At 40.9% G+C, this 19,500-nt stretch carries 16 protein-coding genes and 2 pseudogenes; 2 read left to right on the top strand and 16 right to left on the bottom strand.

Going from position 1 to position 19,500, the window contains the following annotated elements; translation table 11 throughout:
• Nucleotides 1-99: 99 nt before the first annotated feature.
• The 16 genes and pseudogenes from abc-f to WD019_RS10750 form a co-directional block, all read right to left on the bottom strand.
• The gene (abc-f, locus tag WD019_RS10825) at nt 100-1,926 is read right to left on the bottom strand and encodes a ribosomal protection-like ABC-F family protein (protein WP_425711490.1); all 1,827 of its coding nucleotides are present in this window, start codon (nt 1,924-1,926) and stop codon (nt 100-102) included.
• Nucleotides 1,927-2,321: 395 nt separating this feature from the next.
• Nucleotides 2,322-3,515 (bottom strand): D-alanyl-lipoteichoic acid biosynthesis protein DltD, encoded by a 1,194-nt coding sequence (dltD, locus tag WD019_RS10820; protein ID WP_425711539.1) that lies wholly within the window; start codon nt 3,513-3,515, stop codon nt 2,322-2,324.
• Nucleotides 3,512-3,751 (bottom strand): D-alanine--poly(phosphoribitol) ligase subunit 2, encoded by a 240-nt coding sequence (gene dltC, locus WD019_RS10815; protein ID WP_026677777.1) that lies wholly within the window; start codon nt 3,749-3,751, stop codon nt 3,512-3,514. The genes dltD and dltC overlap by 4 nt, the downstream gene beginning before the upstream one ends.
• Nucleotides 3,752-3,783: 32 nt before the next feature.
• Complete coding sequence (dltB, locus tag WD019_RS10810; RefSeq protein ID WP_425711489.1) at nt 3,784-4,932, bottom strand: D-alanyl-lipoteichoic acid biosynthesis protein DltB; 1,149 nt, start codon at nt 4,930-4,932, stop codon at nt 3,784-3,786.
• The gene (dltA, locus tag WD019_RS10805) at nt 4,929-6,440 is read right to left on the bottom strand and encodes a D-alanine--poly(phosphoribitol) ligase subunit DltA (protein WP_425711488.1); all 1,512 of its coding nucleotides are present in this window, start codon (nt 6,438-6,440) and stop codon (nt 4,929-4,931) included. Before dltA ends, dltB begins: the two co-directional genes overlap by 4 nt.
• Nucleotides 6,441-6,457: 17 nt before the next feature.
• The gene (locus tag WD019_RS10800) at nt 6,458-6,607 is read right to left on the bottom strand and encodes a teichoic acid D-Ala incorporation-associated protein DltX (RefSeq protein WP_026677774.1); all 150 of its coding nucleotides are present in this window, start codon (nt 6,605-6,607) and stop codon (nt 6,458-6,460) included.
• A 353-nt stretch (nt 6,608-6,960) separates the two neighbouring features.
• Nucleotides 6,961-8,721: a methyl-accepting chemotaxis protein gene (locus WD019_RS10795; RefSeq protein ID WP_425711487.1), complete on the bottom strand. Its 1,761-nt coding sequence runs from the start codon at nt 8,719-8,721 to the stop codon at nt 6,961-6,963.
• 242 nt (nt 8,722-8,963) lie between these two features.
• Nucleotides 8,964-9,323 (bottom strand): DUF2294 domain-containing protein, encoded by a 360-nt coding sequence (locus WD019_RS10790; RefSeq protein WP_026677772.1) that lies wholly within the window; start codon nt 9,321-9,323, stop codon nt 8,964-8,966.
• Complete coding sequence (locus WD019_RS10785; protein ID WP_425711486.1) at nt 9,320-9,775, bottom strand: 2Fe-2S iron-sulfur cluster-binding protein; 456 nt, start codon at nt 9,773-9,775, stop codon at nt 9,320-9,322. Before WD019_RS10785 ends, WD019_RS10790 begins: the two co-directional genes overlap by 4 nt.
• A gap of 272 nt (nt 9,776-10,047) precedes the next feature.
• Nucleotides 10,048-11,064, bottom strand: coding sequence for a GTP 3',8-cyclase MoaA (gene moaA / locus WD019_RS10780; protein WP_425711485.1), 1,017 nt, complete (start codon nt 11,062-11,064; stop codon nt 10,048-10,050).
• 32 nt (nt 11,065-11,096) lie between these two features.
• Complete coding sequence (gene fdhD / locus WD019_RS10775) at nt 11,097-11,918, bottom strand: formate dehydrogenase accessory sulfurtransferase FdhD (RefSeq protein WP_425711484.1); 822 nt, start codon at nt 11,916-11,918, stop codon at nt 11,097-11,099.
• Between the two features lie 286 nt (nt 11,919-12,204).
• On the bottom strand, nt 12,205-12,438 hold the full coding sequence (locus WD019_RS10770; RefSeq protein ID WP_425711483.1) for a hypothetical protein: 234 nt from the start codon (nt 12,436-12,438) through the stop codon (nt 12,205-12,207).
• Nucleotides 12,439-12,444: 6 nt separating this feature from the next.
• A pseudogene (locus WD019_RS10765) lies at nt 12,445-13,572 on the bottom strand (Ger(x)C family spore germination protein); the annotation flags it as partial.
• A 91-nt stretch (nt 13,573-13,663) separates the two neighbouring features.
• Nucleotides 13,664-15,262 carry a spore germination protein gene (locus WD019_RS10760; protein ID WP_425711482.1) on the bottom strand — a complete coding sequence of 533 codons (1,599 nt, stop codon included), beginning with the start codon at nt 15,260-15,262 and terminating at the stop codon, nt 13,664-13,666.
• 78 nt (nt 15,263-15,340) lie between these two features.
• Entirely contained in the window at nt 15,341-16,414 is a 1,074-nt protein-coding gene (locus WD019_RS10755; protein ID WP_425711481.1) for a Ger(x)C family spore germination protein, read from the bottom strand.
• Between the two features lie 31 nt (nt 16,415-16,445).
• Entirely contained in the window at nt 16,446-17,975 is a 1,530-nt protein-coding gene (locus WD019_RS10750; protein ID WP_425711480.1) for a spore germination protein, read from the bottom strand.
• A 151-nt stretch (nt 17,976-18,126) separates the two neighbouring features.
• Between WD019_RS10750 and WD019_RS10745 the strand changes: the two genes are divergently transcribed.
• Entirely contained in the window at nt 18,127-19,233 is a 1,107-nt protein-coding gene (locus WD019_RS10745; RefSeq protein WP_425711479.1) for a GerAB/ArcD/ProY family transporter, read from the top strand.
• Between the two features lie 15 nt (nt 19,234-19,248).
• A pseudogene (locus WD019_RS10740) lies at nt 19,249-19,500 on the top strand (hypothetical protein); the annotation flags it as partial.

Below are 19,500 nucleotides of genomic sequence, written 5' to 3'. Positions count from 1 at the left end.
ATTTTGTCATCATTTTGTCAAAATTAGATGTTGCACTTTAAGAAAACGCTACCATTCAAAGCGAATCCCCCGCACAATTGAAATGCAGGGGAAATAAAACTATTCTCCTTTTAACCGGGCAATTTCTCGTTTAATCGTTTGGATCCGCTTGAGACGTTCCGCTTCAACCGCTTCACTTCCCTGCTCCTCTGCGATGCTATTAATAAGATCAAGCTCAAGTTTTTTAATTTGATTCGCAACGAGCGAATCGACTGGATGGTGGCTATTTTCCATTCTCTCGAAGAAATCTTTATACGGTTCCTGAAAGATCTCAACCTCTCCTTCATTTAATCGGATGACGCGATTGGCAACCTTTTGCAAAAGATAGCGGTCGTGAGAAACGATCAACATCGCTCCAGGATAGTCGATAAACGCCTCTTCAAGCCTTTCTCTCGTTTCAATATCCAGATAATTGGTCGGTTCATCTAGCACAAGCAAATTCGCATCTGAAAAGTAAAGCTTTACGAGCGCCACCCTGCATTTTTCACCCATACTTAAATCCGCTATTCGCTTGTACACATCATCTTTTCGAAAGAGAAAACAAGCAAGGATCGTTCTCGCCTTCGATTCTGTCATATCTGGAAGGGATAAAAATGTATCCAATATCGTTTTACTAAAATCAAGGTCTTCCAGTTCCTGGGCAAAATAGCCGATTTTCAGCTGTGGGTGATGAACGATTTTTCCTTCTCCCGGCAATAATTTTCCTGTTAAAAGCCTTAAAAATGTCGTTTTTCCCGCGCCATTTGAACCGACAACTGCGATTCGGTCACCGCGGTTTACAATTAAATGAAGCTGCCTAACGATGTTATTTTCTCCATATGAAAATGATATGTTCATTGCCCGTAGTAGCGTGCGCGCCTCGAAACTTTCTTCAAACTTCACTTGAAGAGAAGGATCTTTTTTTACTTTCGTAACCGATTCTTTATCCAGTCGTTCTAACTCTTTTTCTTTAGCCTGCGCTCTCGTAATATTTTTCATCGCTTTCTTTTTCGCACCTGGATCGCGCACGGAAGCCGCATGATGTGCTGAGTTAAACCACTGGCGATACCGCTGAATCGCTTCAAGCAATAGTTTTCTTTCTTGTTGCTGCTTTTTATAGACGGCCATTTGTGTCTGTTCTTCAATGTCTTTTTGCCGCCGATATTCGCTATAGCCGCCTTTGTACACCTTCGTTCCTTCATTTGTTAATTCATATGTTTTATGTGCCGTTCGGTCTAAAAAGCGGCGGTCATGCGAAACATAAATGACCGTGCCTTTAAAATGGTTCATCCATTCTTCCAGCCAACCCATCGTCTCTGTATCTAAATGATTGGTCGGTTCATCTAAAATGATTAGTTTTGGTTTTCCAATTAAAATGCGGGCTAACTGTGCTTTCGTTTTTTGGCCGCCGCTTAACCGTTCATAAGGGGTTTCCCAATCTTGTGGCTTAAATTTTAATTTTGTGAGACATTTCTCTATTTCAAGTTCCCATTCATACCCGCCATTTAAAATGTACTGTTCCTGAAGTTCACTATATCGGTTCATGATTTGGTCAAAAAACGTTTCCTCTTGTTTCGCCATTCGATTTTGCAATTGTTCAAGTTCGTTTTTTATCTCATATAGATAACGATGCCCTTTCTTGACATATTCAAGAAGAGTACACATTTCCTCTTGTCCCGTTTGCTGTTCAAGCATTCCCCATTGACTGGCCGGTACCTTACTGTAAATCGTTCCAGAGTCTTTTTCTACTTCACCTTTCAATATTTTTAAAAGTGTTGTTTTTCCAACACCATTTTTTCCTATGATTGCTATATGCTCCCCTTCAAACACTTCAATATTCGCATTTTTAAAAAGGAGATTCCCATTCAATTCCTTTGAAAGACGTTCAGCCTTTAAAATTAACATCATTACACCCCCGATAAATTTGCTGGCAGAAAAGTTCGTACCCCGCTTAACAGGACCTTCAAACCGAAACCAGGCAATAAAAAAATCACAGACGGCAGCCTGTGAGATCAAGGGCGGAAAAAATACGCGAAAATAAACGATGGCCAAAAGCCAATCGTAAATATATATGCTATAAAAGGATAAAAATAGGCATACGTATCCCGTCCGCTCTCCCACCGGCGGAGCCATTTGTCCGTATTAAAAATGATTTACGCAACAAAAGTCGGGATATCAATCATCGGCCTAAATTTAATCCTCCTTTTTATTTCCAAAACTTTCTTCCTCTATATCATATCCGATGTAAAAAAGAAATTCAACCCGCTGATAAATGAATCATTTATCAGCGGGTTGCTGTTTAATTAATATTTTTTAGAGATTGGTTTCTTTGAATGATAAAATTCTGCAATCGCCCGGTCAAAATAGACCCAGCCTTTCCATCCTAAATGCATCGTGTCTTTCAAGAAATATTTGTCGTACTCATGATTGGAAAAGTCGGCGACCGGGAACCCGGCTTTTTCAATTTGATGTCTCACTTTTTTATAATAGACCTGGCGCCGTTCTTTCGGCACGCCTGCAAAGTCATACCATTTTCCGTTCACCGGGATAGAAACGAACAATGCCTGGGTATGATTTTCCCTGAATAAATCTAAAATGAGCTGTAAGTCCCGATATTCCGGCGAATGGTTGTAATGCTCTTTCGCCCGGTAGCCTTTTAATTTATTAATCCGCGGTTCGATTTTCCGCTTATAATACCGATCGGTAATGCCGTATGGGTTGGAACGGGAACTTCTCTCTCCTGTGATCTCAGCTCGCTTGATCAACTCTTCCCATGATAACGACCCGAGGCTTGGATCGACTTTTGCCTTACGGGCATGAATGGAGCGGGATTGGACGAAATCCCTCCACGTAAGCACTTTATAGTTTGCATACGCATACGGAGTAAAGGCGTATTTTTTCGCCTGATCGATCGGATCCCCATGAACAACCCCATTTAAGAGGGCGGCGAGGTCTCTATCTTTTCGGATAAATGGAAAAGACAACAGCCTTTTCGCTGCCCGCTTTTTCAATATCGGATCGATCGTGTCGTTAAACGCCAGATCGTACGCCTGAAGCTTCGAAAAGTTCGGCGCAAAATGGCGGTGATTCAAGCCTTCCTTCACGAACCATTGCGGGGAAAGGATAAAAACGACCTTGCGATTTTTCAGTTCGTTTGAAGTCGCCGCCAGGTTTAAAAACTGCACGAGCGATTGGGTTCCCCCTCGCCCGACTAAAAAGGGAGTGAAGCCTTCATGTTTGACTTTAAAGTAATTTGAAGGGTGGTATTCGTCTAATCGAAAAAGCTCGGATGACCCATACAATGGAAGGTAATGCTTATCTTGAAGCATTTTCTTTTGCAGCGCTATCCCTTGAAACATGTTGGGATCCAAGCTTGTTGCGGCCTGTTTCACCTCATTGTTCGTCACTGAAGACTGTAACAAGCTAGTTGGAATCCATAAAAGGATAAGAAAGATGAGAACCGCCGCAATGATAGGGCCAAACGTTGCCTTTTTCATCTCATGTCCGCCAGCTTTTGAATAATAAGATTCGGGGTCGCCCATTCCTCCCGGTCAAAGTCGGAAATAGAGACTTCTAGTCCTAGCCGTTGTTCAATTTCGACGAGTAAAGATACCGTCCCGAACGAATCGAGCAGCCCTTCTTCAAACAGCTTCACATCGGGATTTTCTTTCACAACTTCGTTTTCACACACTTCTTCTAAAATCTCCAATACTTGTTCTTTTACGTTTTCCATGGTGATAAACTCCTTTATTTTACATAGTGTTTTTAGATGATCCTTCCAGAGAAGATCAAAAAGCCGAAACAAACGAAATGGAACGTAATGATGACGGCAAGACAATCGGTCAGCCGGTTTTGCGGCCAAAAACGGCGCTTTTTATTTTGGCGTTCAAACAGATCAAACAAGATAAATAAAGCGGCATGGTATAACCCGTACACGATATAGTTGACGTGCGGACCGTGCCAGATGCCCATGATCAAAAAGTTTAAAAGAAAGCCCATATAAGAAATAAGGTATCGGTCTTTAATGACTTTCTTTTTAATCATAAAATAGACGAACCGCATATAGACGTAGTCGCGGAACCAGAATGACAGTGTCATATGCCAGCGGTCCCAGAATTCTTTAATGTTCCGGCTGATAAACGGTTTATTGAAGTTTTCCGGCGTTTTAATGCCGAGCATATAGCTCACGCCGATCGCAAAAGCGCTGTAGCCGGCAAAGTCAAAGAACAGGTACATGCTATATGCGTACATATACAGCCATGTGCCCATAAACGTATGTTCCTGAACCGGTCCGGAACTCATAACATAGTGATGGATCAAATACCCGATAATGAATTTGTATAAAAACCCCTGGAAAATCCGGTTAACCCCAGTATATAACAGGTTTTTGTATTCGTCTTTCGTCGGGGTGTGCTCGATATCTTTTTCAAACCGGCGGTACCGGTCAATCGGACCGGATGTAATGGTCGGGAAAAAGAGCAGAAAGCGTAAAAAACGATAGAACGAGACCTCTTTTATCCGGCCATCCCGGATTTCCATAATCATTTGGACGGCTTTAAATGTCAAATATGAAATGCCCAAAAAGCCAACCAGACTGCCGCTTGTAAAAAACGGCGCAAACTTGGAAAGGGCGAGCGGTAAAATCGCAAGCACCATCGCCCCGTAAAAATAGCCTGTTGAATTGTGTTTGAGCCTGGTGGTTAAATACCCTTTGACTAACACTGCCTGCCAGATCGTAAAGAGAATGAGGGAACCGGCTTCAAGCGGCTGGTTCGCGAAAATGATCGCTAAAAAAACGACCGTTAAACAGGCGTTATAGGTTTTGAACGTTTTTCCCCGGAGCCCGGCGATAATGGACGGGAGGAGAAAAACCGCTAAGATGATAAAATACGTCAGTGTTGCATAAGGTGTCATGCGGTAACCTCTTCAAGCAATTTTTTGCGGTCCACCTTTCCGTTGGCCGTCATCGGGACGGAAGACCGGTAGACGAATTTCCGCGGAATCATGTACGCCGGCAGAATTTCTGCCAGCTCTTTTTTTATCGCGGATGTCAGCTGGTATTCTTTTTCAAACTCGTGGCTGCCTGCCACAACGATTGCGAGCAGATGATCGTATTTGTCGTTCTTTTTAACCGGAACGACAACGGCCGTTTGCACGTACGAACTTGCGCGCAAATGATGTTCAATTTCTTCGAGCTCCATACGGTATCCGTGGAGTTTAATCTGGAAGTCGAGCCGGCCGTGGCAAAAGAGCAGCCCGTCTTTTAAAGAGCCGGCGTCTTTTGTCCGATAGGCCCGCTCGCCGTTGATCATAAGAAACGCTTCTTCCGTTCGCGCCGGATCGCTCAAGTAGCCTTTCGCCACACTCGGGCCGACGATGACGATTTCTCCTTTTTCCCCGTCAGGAAGAACGGTTCCGTCTTCAGCCATGATCAAAATGCGGCAATCGGATTTGCAGTATCCGACCGGAAGCGGTTGATATTGCTCGATCGTTTCTTTCGTGATCTCGATGCTCGTGACGGCGACAGTCGCTTCAGTTGGGCCGTACGAATTGATCACTTTCGCCTTCGGAAAGCGCTCAAGCAATTGTTTCGCAACATCGTTCGATAAGACTTCCCCGCAAAACAAAAAGGTGTCAAGCCCCGGCAGCATATTCTCGCCAAACGCCGGTTCCATCAAACACATTTCGACGAAGGACGGCGTTGATGTCCAGACATTAACGCCCGACTTCGCCAAAGATGCAAACAATTCCTTCGGTTTCGCGATCATCTGTTTATCGATCGCCCAGAGCGTTCCCCCTGTAACGAGTGATGGATACAGATCCATGACGGATAAATCAAAGGAAAATGGTGCCTGATTTAAAAACACCTGGCCGGTTGTCAGGCCGAAGTCGCGAAGCGTCCAGCTGACAAAGCTCTCCAGGCAATCGTGGGTAATTTGAACCCCTTTCGGGTTGCCTGTACTTCCGGATGTATAAATAATATAAAAGTTATCATCTCCATCCACCGCCAATTCCCGGTCAAGGGACTCTCCGCTCAACCTTTCGGCGATCGATCGGATTTCGTTTCTATCGATCCGCTTTAGCGGAAGGTTAAGCGTTGTCTCTTCAACAGCGAAAAACAGCTTCGCACCCGAGTTTTTGGCGATGCGTTCAATGCGTTCATTCGGAATCGAAACATCGACCGGAATGTAGGCGCGGCCGGATTTGACCGCAGCCAAAAAGCAAACGATCATCTCTGGCTGCATATGGCCATACACCATGATTGGCGCCGAATCATTCGGGAAATTTTGTTGAATCCAAACGCTCAGCGCATCGGATTGGTTCTTTAACTGCCCATACGATAGCACATGCTCTCTATAACGGAAGGCCGGCCGATCAGGATGTTCGATGGCCCATTTCTCGATTTGTTTTAGTAAACTCATTCGTTCATCCTACCTTTTTAAAATTCATTATAAATAAATGGCGCATTGCCGCCAGTGCCATTAATGCCATACAACCATAAAAGGCCTATTAAGATCGCCAGGTAATAGGAAGTTTTAAACACCCATTGTGTAAGTGGCTTAGACCATAGTTTTTTTAACATTTTCAATTTCCCCTTTAAAATACTTTTCGTGTTTAATTTAAGATTTAAAGGTTTTAAACATTATAATCGATTTATTTCGTGTTCAAAAAGGAGGACAAACAGGGCCAAGAAGTTCAAGGAAGCGCAGCCTCCGCGCACCGGAGCGTATGTTTTTAATACGTGAGGATCTAGAGCTGCGCTGACGTAGAAATTCGCAGGCAATGTTTCCCGGACTTTTTGAACATCCAATTGTTATATTACTACAACGACTAAGTATAGAGGCAAAAAACAAAAAAAGGGTAACAAAAAAGTTACAAATTTATAAACCAAAATCACATAAAAAGCCCCCATATCGCTTTCCTGTATATGGGGGACTTTTCCTAAAGCTTAAATTGATTCGTTTTCGTTTCAAGATTATGGATCGCTTTTGACACTCGGTCAACATTTTCTGCAAAGTGATGTACGTTTGATTCTACTTGTTGAATGGTAGCTGTAACTTCTTCAGTCGTTGCCGCCGTTTCTTCAGATACAGCCGTAACAGACATGACTTCCTCATTTATTTTCATTTGTTGTTCTTTCATCATTGAAATAAGATTAAAGATCGTAACGATTGACTTCTTTGACTCTTCAACTAGCTCGGTCAGATGAAGGACACTTTGTTTTACTTCTTCCATTTCCCTATACTGCTCGTTAAATTGATGAACCGTTTCTTCCGTTTTTGTAATCGTTTCTACTATATGTGTTTGAATCTCAGCGATATTTTTTTCAATCGATTTTGTCGCTTCTGACGATTGATTTGCCAGATTCCCGACTTCATTCGCGACAACGGCAAAGCCCTTTCCATGCTCCCCAGCGCGGGCTGCTTCAATCGATGCATTAAGCGCTAATAAATTCGTTTGGCCCGCAATGGAGTGAATTTCCTTTACAATGTTTCCAATTTGTTCAGAATGTTTATTGAGCCTGTCCATCGCCTTTGTTACATCGGCGAACTTTTCTCTTGTATCCTCACTGGCTGTAATCAACCCTTGCAGCGATTCGAAGCTTTTTTGTTGAGTGTAAGAAACATCATTCGTGATTTCTTCCATTTTTCCGACCGCTTCATAAACAGTTTGAACCTCTTTCTGAAATCCATTTATGACGCTGGACGTGTTTTCCATCGAAGAGGCAACTCCTTCGTTTCCGCTCGCAATTTCTTCACTTGCTGTACGAATGCTGGAGGCCTGTTCCTGTATTCCTCTAATTTCGTCCGCAATGACAGAAAATTGTTCATTGGTTTGTTTTGCCGTTTCTTTCACATCCAAAATTAGTTTATTTAATTGAACTTTCATGTTGTTGAACGACTCATAAATTCTTCCAACTTCGTTATGTTTAGTATACGAGAGCTCTTCTAAGCGGAAGTCGCCCTCTGCAATTTTCGCCGCTTGCTCTTCTAAATGTGTTAACGGCTTTAATGTACGTCTGCAATAAAAATAAATAAGGCCGACAGACAATAGCAAAGTGACAATATTAACAATGACTAAAACGAAACTTTCCTCTTTTAAAATATTCATACTAATACTAGCGGCATCTTTTGCTTTAATATCGATACCGAGAACACCGATGACATCGCCTGAAGAATTTTTAATCGGGGAAAAAGCCGATAAGTAATCACCATACTCAGCATCATGGACAATGTTCGTACTTGCCGTCTTTCCGTTTAACACATCTTTTACATCATTGTACGTTGTAGCGGTGGTAGGTGCACCGATCTTCGATGCATTTTTAGCATTTTTATCCAACCCATCCACTAAAATGGCCAATTTATGATTGTCTTTTACTTCTATCGTATAAACATAAAAAGCGCCAATCTTTTTTCGAAATTCGTTAAGTTCATCCCGCAATTTCCAATATGCATCATTCTCTGTTTTATTTTGCAAAAATTCTTCATATAAAGCAGGATCAAGTTGTTTGGAAAAACTATCCGCAACAATCGTCCCAAAATTCCCAAGCGTTCTATCGGTTGAAGTGAAAACCGTTTTGTACAATAAAAAACCATTAATCACCATGAGTAAAATTAATGTCAAACTTGTAAACCCGATAATCGGTTTAGCAATGGATGATTCTTTTTTAGGTTTCCCGATGTTTCCTTTTGATCTTTTCATTATTGACTCAGCTCACCTTTCAAACTTCTTTTACTATATATCGGCATATAAGGCATTAACTTTTAGTATAGTAGTAACCTCTTTTTCGGCAAAAGGTGAGCTTACTTTATTACGCCAACGTTAAAAATTATGGACCATGGTATGATTGAATAAAAAAGTGTGTAACTGGAGGTTATATTACCATAGTAGCCTTATAATGTTTATTCATTGCATATAAGGCTACTATTATTAAGAACCATAGATCACAATGATCCATGAATAGGCCTGTCAAATACATAAATGGTCATTGCCGTATCAGTCTCTATATCAATGTCTGTAAAGATGTTTACAATTTTTGCTTCTGTAATTTCTTCAAATTTTTTCAAAACGACAGGATTCTTATAAATTTGCTTTACTAATTTCGTTCGCGCTTCATGAACTACCCGTTGCCCTTCTATTGAACTTATCATAAAATGTTCCACATTCGTCAGATTGCCTTTCATCTCACTAATGACCCAATTGCCTGCAAAACGGGTAGTAATTTCTCTTGGTCCATTGCCAACATATTCTTTGCGTATTTCACGAATTAACATATTAAATTGATGTTCCACATTTTTTTTCATTTCATTTCATATCTCCTATCTAGCCCTTTTATCATTTTAGCTTCTGCCGGAGGCAAGATGATATAGCTAATGGTAAGTACAAAAATGACGACGGATAGCCATATATTTTGAATGGGTTCTCCGTTATTTACGATGATAAATCGAATGGCAGCGGTAATTCCTATATAGAGAAGATATCGTAATGGAAAATGGTAATCTTCTCTGAAATTTTTGGCCCGTTCTGATGAAGTTAAAATATTCATGCCTTCTTCAAATTTTGTCGAACATGCTCTTAGAATTTTGCCATCGACTTCACACATACACGTATCGCAAGTTTGAATGGGGCCCAGAACTTCTGAATAACAAATATGTGGGTGATCTACTCCCTGTTTCAGAAGATAATCAAGAATTCGAGTCCCTTGTTCCACTTCATGTTGCTGGCCATTGATTTTTACTTGGACGGTTTCTCCCATTTTCATCTCTCCCTTTTTTAAAATCAAAAAGCCCGCCATAAAATAGACTGCATCATTGAATACAAGTCTATTTTATGGCGGGCTAATAACTGAGCAGTTTTACCCTACTAGCAATCCGTCTCACCATATATAATGAATGAAAAAACAGGACGTCAAGGCAATTTGTAGTTACCCGACATCAATGATCTTTTCATTTGCTTTTGTAATTTTATTATAATCCTTTACCCGTTTAACCTCAATCACTTAATTTTTGATGCCTACATTTGATCATGTTAACCGCCAATATGAGACATCTCTACTTTGGATCGGTTGATTGAATGATTAACACTTGCTCGTTCATCAGAATAGCGGTCTAGTCGATGATTCCAAATCTCAATGATTTTATTGGCAATCACATTATCCGATTCACCTGATCGAAGCAATTGGCGAAGATCATACCCATTTGCTGCAAATAAACATGTATACAATTTCCCTTCGGCAGAAACCCGCGCCCTTGAACAAGTTGAACAAAAAGAATCGGTAACAGATGAAATTACCCCAATTTCTTGATCACTTCCTATATAACGGTATCTAGTCGCTACCTCTCCAGGGTAATTGGGCTCGATTTGTTCGAGTGGCATGATTTTTTCAATTTCATTTAAAATCTCTTGTTTCGTCATGACTTCTGCCATTGTCCAGCCATTGGAATTCCCAACATCCATATACTCGATAAAGCGAAGAGTATGCCCGCGTTCTTTAAAATATTTCGCCATCGGAATGATATCTTGATCGTTTATCCCTTTTTGAACAACCATATTCACTTTTACTTTCAGTCCTGCGTTAGCAGCTGCCTGAATCCCTTCTAAAACCGTCGCGACTTTACTTTTATTTCCATTCAGCTCTTTGAACCGTTGATCCTCTAAAGAATCAAGGCTAACGGTCACCCGTCTTAATCCTGCATTAAATAACGCTGGGGCAAACTTTTTAAGAAGCGATCCATTGGTAGTAATTGCGATATCTTCTACTTCCTTAATGGACTTCAAACGGTGAATGAGTTCTGGAAGATCCTTGCGCAATAAAGGTTCTCCACCTGTAATGCGTATTTTTTTGACGCCTAAAGATACAAATATACGGGTTAATCGTTCCATTTCATCAAAAGATAAAATTTTATCAGAAGATAAAAAAGGATAATCTGGACCAAATATTTCTTCCGGCATGCAATAACGACATCGGAAATTACAACGATCGGTCACAGATAAACGAAGATCCCTTAAAGGGCGTTGCCATCTATCTATTATACCATTTTCCATTTTTCCCTCTCCCTTGTAAGTCGAGCAACCGGCTAATGATTAGATTCATCCTGGTACTTACTGTCTGTTTGAATTCGTTCAGGAAGTGTGTAAATATTGAATGATTGATTTCGAATAAAGCCAACTGTAGTAATCCCTAAATCTTCGGCTAACTTTAATGCTAATTCAGTAGGAGCAGATTTCGAAAGAACGATCTCACAACCAATTTTTGCTACCTTTAATAAAATTTCAGAAGATATACGACCGCTAAAAACAATGATTTTATTTGCAATCGAGATGTTATTTTTCAAACAATATCCGTATATTTTATCCAAAGCATTATGTCTCCCGATATCCATCCTGCTCAGCATAAACCCATTTACATCACATAATGCCGCATTATGAACTCCTCCTGTGTCTCGGAAAATGGTGGCTGAATTTTGTAAACGATTCATTAAACGAAGACAGTCATCTGGAGAGATTTTGACCCGGATTTCATTCATTTTTTTAGCCGTTAATGCATCATTGACGAAGACAAACCCCTGTCTGCTCATTCCACAGCAGGACGTAATATAGCGCTTGTTTTGAATTTTTCGGTAATAAGGGTTCAATCTATCAATTTTCACATGCACATATCCTTCTTTTTCCTGAACCCAAATTTCTTTAATATCTTTATATCTTCGGATAATTCCTTCGGATGCCAGGTAACCGATAACCATATCTTCAATGTATTCTGGTGTACAAACCATCGTAACAAATTCTTGTTCATTAATTTTCACAGTAACGGGAAACTCCGTAACAATGATATCCTCAGCCTCTTTGATTGTTCCATTTGTGAATTTAAGAATTTCTCTTTTTCCTACGATTGGTTTCATACAATGCCTCATCCTTTAAAAGATTTTTACTTTAATGCTCAAAAAGCCCATTATAAAATAGACTATTTACTTCCCAGCCTATTTTATAATGGGCTAATTACTAAGCAGTTTGATCTACCAGCAATCCGTCTCATCACATATCGAAAAATAAAAGTAGGATATTAAGGCAATTGATCATTACCCCATATCGATCATTTTTATACTACTATTGTAATACTTCAAATGGCTAACATCAATAGCTAATTAGCAGAAAATTACCAGGGCAATCGTCATGTCCCTTCACCTACTATTTCAATAAACCAAATACAGCATCACTCACCGGTTTGAAAATAAAAGTAATCAAGTCTAACGGGTTTGGAATGTGAACGTGCAAGCTTTGCGCAATGCTTAAACCAACTCCGATAGAAAGAAGGGTAAAAAATACGACCATTTCCTTTTTAAGCTTCTTTTTTGCTAATTGCGGCACTTCAAACCAAATGATGAATGCTGCAATTGCTATGATTCCTAAGATGGCCCACATCTAAAATTACTCCTTCATCTCTTCAATAAATGAATTTCCAATCGTCCCTACTCTTCGTATTTTCATCTCAACCTTTACATGGACAGGCATATGGACGAAAATTTTATCCCAATTTTTTTGTGCTTTCTTCCAATACTCCGGATTTGAGCGATGAACAGCCTCGCCGAATCCAAAGCTATCTATTCTATATTTTCGTTTCACTTCTTTAACCGACGTTTTGACTAGTTCTACATTCCTTTTTTCTATCCCTTTTTCCAATTGGGTAATAGACTCCGGTTTGGTTAAATCGATGCGGCATTCGACTTCACCGACATTTCCTTCTTGCCGGACGTACACAAACGCCTCTGGTTGTCCATTTACGATTTTTGTTTTTATTTTTGTTTTTGAATTAATAATTTCTACTGCAGCTTTCCCGCCTTTTGGGCATTTCACATGCATGATACCTTTTGACAATTGGTCAGTTGTAATGACATAACCTGCACTGGCGGCTTCCTTTAGCCATCCTTTTAGCTTATCCTTTTTGAAAATAGCAATCCCATCTACTTTAATTCGCGCATCAGGGTCGGTCTTTGCGACGTTATCCAATGGTGTTCCTTCTTGTTCGTTTCCTTTGAGAACGACTCCGGTAATAGCCGGCTGCTTTCCATGGGTGACTAAAGTGGAAATAAGATCATCCAATGTTTCTTTGTATGTCGGTCCGTATACTTTATCCGATGTCTCCAAAGCATAAAAAATTTTGTTTGACGGGATTTTTTCTAAAGAAGTTGTCACATTTAACACATCGCTTGCCTTCATTCCCCTTGCGATCATGACAAAAAAATCGGTCCTGAGTTCCTGGTTTCTCGAAAGCAAGTCGAGCGACCGCCCGATTCCTTCTCTTGCTAAATCTTCACCGATAACGAGCACACGAAGATGGGAGGAATATATCTTTCGCGGTGACTCTTTCGTTATTTTCCGAATGGCTTCATAAATTGTCTTATCTTTCGCCTGGAACGTGATGACTGGCGCCCGGCTGCCCGCGGCTCCTTTTTGTGCAGCCACTTCGCCTGGATTAACGACCTGGGCGGTAACGACATACTGATCTCCGTCTTTATCAATCCCTATTCCCATGGCAATCGCCAGTTCATTCAGCTCCTTACGATCCCATCAACCGGTCATCGTCATAAGACAAAAAATGATGAGCGTACAACTTATGACTGAACGTTTCATGACGTGCCTCCATGTCTCAATTTTCATTTGGCTGAGGCGGCCTCGGTTGCGGCGTTTGTTCCCTTTCAATATTGTCCTGGTTAATCAGCCGCGGCCTGCTTGACATTTTCCACTTCGGTAAACGGAAAAGAGCATCTTTCTGGTCAGCAGGAATAAACGGAGCAAGCGGCGACATGTACGGGACGCCGAATGAGCGCAAACTGCACAAATGAAGAACAAGTGCAATTAACCCGACAGAGATGCCGAAAAAGCCAAAAGAGGCAGCAAGCGCCATAAACAAAAAACGGATCATCCGCACGGCAATCCCCATTTCATAATTAGGGAAAACGAAACTTGCGATCGCCGTAATCGAAACCACAATGACCATCCCTGCTGACACCATTCCTGCGTCAACAGCGGATGTTCCGATGACTAATGTCCCAACAATCGAAACAGCCGGTCCAATCGCCCTCGGCATGCGCAAGCCCGCTTCCCGGATAATCTCGAATGTTACTTCCATTAGAACCGCTTCGACGAACGCAGGAAAGGGAACGCCTTCACGCTGCGCTGCCAGGCTTAAGAGAAGCGGAGTCGGGATCATTTCCTGGTGAAAGGTCGTCAGAGCGATATAAATGGATGGCGCAAGCAAGGCCATGAAAAAAGCACCGTAACGAAGGAGCCGGATCAAACTACCCATGTATGAGCGATTATAATAGTCTTCTGGTGTCTGAAAGAATTGGACAAAAAGAGCCGGAACGAGAAGATTAAATGGGGTTCCGTCTACAAAAATGGCTATACGGCCTTCCATCAGCCCCGCTGCAATCACATCGGGCCGTTCCGTATTGAAAACGGTCGGAAACGGGCTTTTTCCCCCATCCCGGATTAATTCCTCAATATTTCCCCCTTCTAAAACACCGTCGATATCAATACGTTTCAGCCTTTGGCGTACTTCTTCGACGGTTTTATCGTTGGCAATCCCTTTCATGTACATGACGGCGACACTCGTTTTTGTCAGCTTCCCGATTTTCTTCATTTCAAGCCAGAGAGCCGGGCTTTTAATTCGTCTGCGAACTAGAGCGATATTTGTTAAAATATTTTCGTTAAAAGCATCTTGCGGGCCCCTGACGATTGATTGGGCAATCGGCTCGGACACTTGCCGCTCATCCCATTTATTAACCCCAAAAGACATTCCTTTATCCTGTCCATCTATTAAATAAATGACATTTCCTAATAAAAGGCCTTCAAACAATTTTTGATAATCCGTTATATCTTGAATGTCGCTTATGGTGACCGCTAAATTTTTAAGTACGTCAAATAATTGCGGACCTTCGACTATTTTTTGCTCAAGATCCGTATTTTTCACTTCTGTCATAAGGGTTTTTAATACGAAATCCTGGATTGCCGCTTCATCAGTTAAGCCTTTCATATAAATGACAGCACATTTAATCGTTAACCCTTTTCCGATTTCAAATTGTCTCGTCTGGACGTCATCACTGTAGCCTAACGTATTTTTTATGTACATCATATTTTCCGCAAGACTCGTTTTTAATTGATCGTTTTTGTTTCTTTGCTCCGCATCTAAGTTATCCGGCCCTCGCGAAAAACGGCGCGTTTTATTCTTCTTGAAAAATCCCATAAATTGTCCCACTTCGCTTTCCATTTTCATTCACTGTCTAATCGAACAAAATTTAGCATTTCCTTTTGTGGCATATTTTTACTCAATCACACCAGAATGAAAAATATCGACATCGGTTTTCACGTCAAATGTTAAGTTTTGATAATCTTTTTTATATTGTTTTTCATCATAATGTCTTATTTTGCTATCTAAATAACTGCCAAACCCTAACGGATCAATATTCTTTTTTTGAAAAAAGGTAAGCAATTCCATCGCATGGTTGCTAATATGTTTTTCAACGTTTTTTTCAAGAACCCCAACATCTTTTTGAAGATCAAACCAGGTTGGATACTCTTTTATTTCTCCTTTTATTTTTAAATGAATGGTAATTTTCCGATGAGCACCTTCTTTTTGCAACTTCATGATTTTCTTTGTCGCGATATCATAAATGACAACATTTCCCTTCTTCCCCCTCGCGCTGAAGCTGGATTCATAGATTCCCTCTTCGGAACCTTTATTTAAGAGCATGAAGATAAAGGTATCTCTTTCATCAATTTTTGTTACCAATTTGTAATGGTCAAAGAGGGCTAATCCATCTACTTTGACCGCCTGTTTGTCCATCGTTAAATACGGCAGGTAAGGATCTTCTCCCCAGTCCCACATTTGGTACGTAAACGTGTGCAAATTTGTAATCGGCAAGTTTTCCGTTTCTTCATTTTGCCGGAGAATGTTTGAAATATATAAATCAACACTGCTTTTCTTTTTCCAACGCTCAACTAGCATATGTTCGGCATCTTCCACGACTGCGATTTTCGTCATGTTCCCGACATTCGAATCTCGGTAAAGCGTTGATATTAAAGTAGAGATCCCTTTTTCCGCAAGGGCTTCGCCAATGAGAAGGGTCCGCATCTGGCCAACTTCGATCGGCTTGTCTGATTTATTGTTCATGATTGCTAATATTTCCCTGCCGGTTTTTGAAGACGACGTGATCAACCTGAACGTTTCCTGTTTATCAGGTGAATACATTGGAAAAATGGCCGTCCCTCTATATTCGCCATCCTTCCAATCGTAGCCCAACACTTGAATGAGCTGAATATCATCGATCGTTTTTTGCTGCAATGCGCAGCCTGTAAGCAGTAGAAAGATCGGAACGACTATACGTAATAACCGCAACACATTACGCCTCCGTATGCTTGTTTTTTTGTTATTCATCGATATCTTTCTTTTCTTTTACATTTTTTCCTTTCACGCGGAAAATTGCCCCGGGCCGGTAATAATCAACGGTTTTAATCATTTTTGAATACGGGGCGCGTACGAAGGTGTCACCCCAAAATGATTTCCTTGGCGGATAAAAGGGAACCAGGTACGGTGTCCCAAGGGATGTCAACCGGATTAAATGTGTGAGCGTAAACCAGAGACAGATAGTGATTCCTACCATTCCGAAAAGTGCGGCAAACAAAATAAACGGGAACCGCAAAAAGCGAAGCGTGTTATTCATTTTATAGATCGGCGACGTAAAGGAAGCCAGGGCTGACAAAGCGACGAGAATTAGCAGGATATTACTCGTTAATGCCGCTTCTACAGCCGCCTGCCCGATGACGATACCGCCAACGATACCGAGCGTCTGGCCGACTTTTGTCGGAAGCCGCGCGCCCGCCTCGCGAAGAAGCTCAATTGTGATTTCCAAAAACAGTGCTTCTATAATCGGCGGAAAAGGTACGTTTGACCGTGAGGAAATCAATGGACCTAATAAGTCCTTTGGAATCATTTGATAATGATACGTTAAAATCGCAACATAAAAAGGCGTTGCAAAAATGGAAAACGCTACCCCGAAAATGCGGATCATCCGAAAAAGAGAGCCGACTACCCACGGCAAATAATAGTCTTCCGGGCTTACCAAAAATTGCCTGAGGGAAGAAGGCGCTGTTAAAACAGCGGGAGATCCGTTGCACAAGACGGCGATCGCACCGTTTGCAATATCTACGACTACACGGTCTGGCCTCTCCGTTGTCATAAAAAGGGGGAAAATGGACTTCGAATTATCAGAAATTACTTGTTCGATCAGCGAAATATCAGCAATAACGTCATAGTTGATTTCTTTTATTCGCTGGGTGATAGTGTTCACATTTTGCGGATTCGCCACCCCTTCTAAATAGGCAATGATCACCTTTGTTTTCGAAATCGTCCCTATCGTCTCTTCTTTTAAAATCAATTTCGACGTAGGCAGCAGCCTCCTCAAAATATTGGTGTTAATGTCGATATTTTCAACGAACCCGACTTTCGGTCCCAAGACGCTGAATTCCGTTTCGGTATCGGAATTTTCCCGCTGGCCGCTTTTGTCATTTAACAAAAAGACGAGACCGAAATGGCTATCAAATTCCCTCAAGCGAAAAATGACATAGCCTTTCATCAATTTTTCTTCAATCTCGCAAACATCATCACAAAACTCAATATTGTCCAATCCCAAAAAATCGGCAATGTCCTCGATCTTTTTGATGTTTTGCATATTTTCTTTTAACGGCCTGATAATATGTTCATGCAACGATTGCATTTGCACTAGCGATTGGAAATAAGACATCCATAAAAAGTTTTCATTAAGAGCGGTATCCAAGAAATCATTCGACTCGCTCATATGTTGTTTTAATGATTGAAAGTCTTTATGCTGAGTTTCATTGACCTTATCATTTTCCGGCTTTTGCTCTTTTTTCTTGCCTTTCAATAAAAAACGGAACATAGCTTCACCCTCTAAATTGGCCTGCCTAACGCATCTTTATTTGCCTATTTTCTATCTTTTCCCCGAAGACTATTCACAAAAAATAAATTCATACATTCTTGCGTTATCGGCAACAACTAATGGTAGGAAACCTTGTTCAAGGAGTAGATTTATGAAAACTTCCGTGAAAGAAGCCGCATTAGTTTCACCTTTTTTGACTTTATTTCTCATTCACGCCATACAGGTAGGCATCGGGATGCTGAGATTTCAGCGTTTTTTAACAAAGACAGCTGGAAATGACGCTGTATTTACAATTATTATTTATGGCATTATCGTTCATATTACGATTTTTCTTATATATCAAATTTTAGAGAAACATAATGGGGCGGATTTAATTGAGATCCACAAAGCGCTATTAGGAAAATGGGCCGGGGGATTAATATCGATTCTTTATATGGCGTACTTTTTACTGCTATCGTTCACAGTTATACGATCCTATATCGAAATCATTCAAGTTTGGATTTTCCCGGAATTAAAAACATGGTGGTTGGCAATTATTTTCGTAATCATCATCTATTACGTCGTTTCCGGGGGCTTTCGAGTTGTAACAGGAGTTTGTTTTTTCGGAGTGATCATTCCGTTCTTCTTGATCATATGTCTTGCTTTCCCGCTCCGGTTTGCCCATTTTAACAATTTGCTGCCTTTGTTTAATTATTCAATAAAAGATATTTTAACGCCGATCAAACAGACGGGCTTGACGTTTGCCGGCTTTGAGACGTTATTAATGTTTTACCCCTTTATAAAAAAACGTGAGAAATCACAAAAATGGGCGCAACTGGGGGCTTTAATGTCCACGCTCATTTACTTATTCGTCATGACCGTCAGCATCGTTTTTTTCAGCCAACAACAACTGGCTAAAACGATCTGGGCGACGCTGACGATGACAACAATGGTGCAATTGCCCTTTATTGAACGTTTCGAATATGCGGCCATTGCCACCTATTTGATCGTCATCATGCCGAACGTTTGTCTCGCCATCTGGGTCATTACCCGCGGATGCAAGCAATTATTCTCCGTCCGGCAGGATAAAGCGCTTATTGTTCTATGTGTTTTAACATTCATACTAACTTGCACAATGGAGAGAAGGGAAATGATCAACAATATAAGTACTATTTCTTCTTATGTCGCTTTTTTCGTAACCTTTGTTTATATTCCATTGTTGTTTATTTTAACGATGATAAAAAAAAGAAAGCGTTTATCCGCCAGTACATTGAAATAGTATGGAGGGCTATTTTTGAAAAGATGGTTAACTAGAACTAATCAAGATCAACATAAGCAGGCTGTTGGAACGATGCAGTCGTTAGATCAAATGTTGATGAAATGCAAAATGTCCGCCGATTTTGTCACGTTCAAGCAATCTGAAGAGTGCTCTTATCAAGTCTCTTACTTTAAAACATTAGTCAATCCCGACACGGTGCAAAATCATATTTTACTCCGGTTATCGGAGAGGCCGTTTCAATCGCTTGAAGATTTAAAAACTAATTTG

The sequence above is a fragment of the Fictibacillus sp. Mic-4 genome (assembly GCF_049843615.1).
Taxonomy (GTDB): Bacteria; Bacillota; Bacilli; order Bacillales; family Fictibacillaceae; genus Fictibacillus_A; species Fictibacillus_A gelatini.
The sequence above is the reverse complement of the archived record's forward strand: the minus strand, read 5'-3'. Positions and strand labels throughout refer to the sequence as shown.